Below are 1,361 nucleotides of genomic sequence, written 5' to 3'. Positions count from 1 at the left end.
TGAACCGCCCCGGCGAGTCCGGAGACTTGCTAGTTTGAGACTCCAGCGGGTGCTGGGACCTGGTGGTGAGCGTAGTGAGCCTGCTCTGCCTCGACTGGCGTGAGATCGTCGCAGTACTCGAACGGGCGCCGGTGGTTGAACCAGTCGACCCATTCCGCGGTCGCGATCTCGAGGTCGTCGAATCCCTTCCACGGCCGGCGCGGCTTGACCAGCTCGGTCTTGTACAGGCCGATCACGGACTCGGCCAGCGCGTTGTCGTAGGACGAGCCCACGGCACCGGTCGAGGGCTTGATCCCGACCGCGTCGAGCCGCTCGGAGTAAGCCACCGACAGGTACTGGCTGCCGTGGTCGTGGTGCGCAATCAGGCCGGTCAGGTCCTTGCCTTCACGGTGCCGGGTCCAGATCGCCTGCTCGACCGCGTCCACGACGAGCTGGTTGGTCATCGTGGTCGCCACCGACCAGCCCAGGATGCGACGGGCGTAGGCGTCGATGACGAACGCGGTGTAGCACCAGCCTGACCACGTCGAGCAGTAGGTGAAGTCGGCAACCCAGAGCCGGTCAGGTGCCAGCGGCGCGAAGTTGCGGTTCACCAGGTCGAGCGGCTTCGGCGCCGTCGCGTCGCTGATCGTGGTCCGCTTGACCTTCCCGCGCACCGCCCCCTGAAGCCCGAGGTCGCCCATGAGCCGCTCCACGGTGCACCGCGCGATCGGCGGCGCGTCCTCCGGCCGTTCGCGGTTCAGCGTCAGCCACACCTTCCGGGCTCCGTAGACGCCGAAATTCGACGCGTGGACCGCGGCGATCCTCGGCTTCAGCTCCTCGTCCCGCAGCTGGCGGACGGTGGGCTTGCGGGAGCGGTGCTCGTAGTAGGTCGCAGGGGCGATCGCACAGCCCAGCTCGGTGAGCTGGGCGCAGATCGACTCGACACCCCAGCGCAGACCGTCGCCGTCGCGGACACCGACGTGCTCGTCGATGTAGCGCACGATCAGCGCTGTGGCCGGTCGAGTTCGGCCGCGAAGAAAACCGACGCGGACTTCAGGATCGCGTTGGCGCGCTTGAGCTCGGCATTCTCCCGCTTCAACCGCTTCAGCTCCGCCGACTCCTCCGTCGTCATCCCGGGCCGCTTGCCGGCATCGACCTCGGCCTGTCGGCACCACTTCCGCACGGTCTCCGGCGTCCCGACACCGAGCAGCTCGGCGACCTTGCTCATCGCCGCCCACTCCGACTCGTGCTCGACCCGGATCTCGGCAACCATCCGGACCGCCCGCTCACGCAGCTCGGCCGGGTACCTCTTCGACGTACTCCCTGACATGACTCCATCCTTCCCAAGGAACGGAGTCTCCGGACTCGCCGGGGCGGTTCAC

1 protein-coding gene is annotated in these 1,361 nt (G+C 67.9%); it reads right to left on the bottom strand.

Annotated elements, in window-relative coordinates; all coding sequences use genetic code 11:
• Window positions 1-29: 29 nt before the first annotated feature.
• Window positions 30-1,309, bottom strand: a protein-coding gene (locus CHB84_RS22160; protein ID WP_089303576.1) for an IS3 family transposase whose coding sequence is annotated in 2 segments (ribosomal slippage) — window positions 30-1,021 and window positions 1,021-1,309 — 1,281 coding nt in all. Because the reading frame shifts where the segments join, the coding sequence is not laid out codon by codon here.
• Window positions 1,310-1,361 lie beyond the last annotated feature (52 nt).

The organism is Haloechinothrix alba (genome assembly GCF_900188115.1).
Classification (GTDB): domain Bacteria; phylum Actinomycetota; class Actinomycetes; order Mycobacteriales; family Pseudonocardiaceae; genus Haloechinothrix; species Haloechinothrix alba.
Note: the sequence above shows the minus strand (reverse complement) of the source record. Positions and strands in the feature narration are given on the sequence as shown.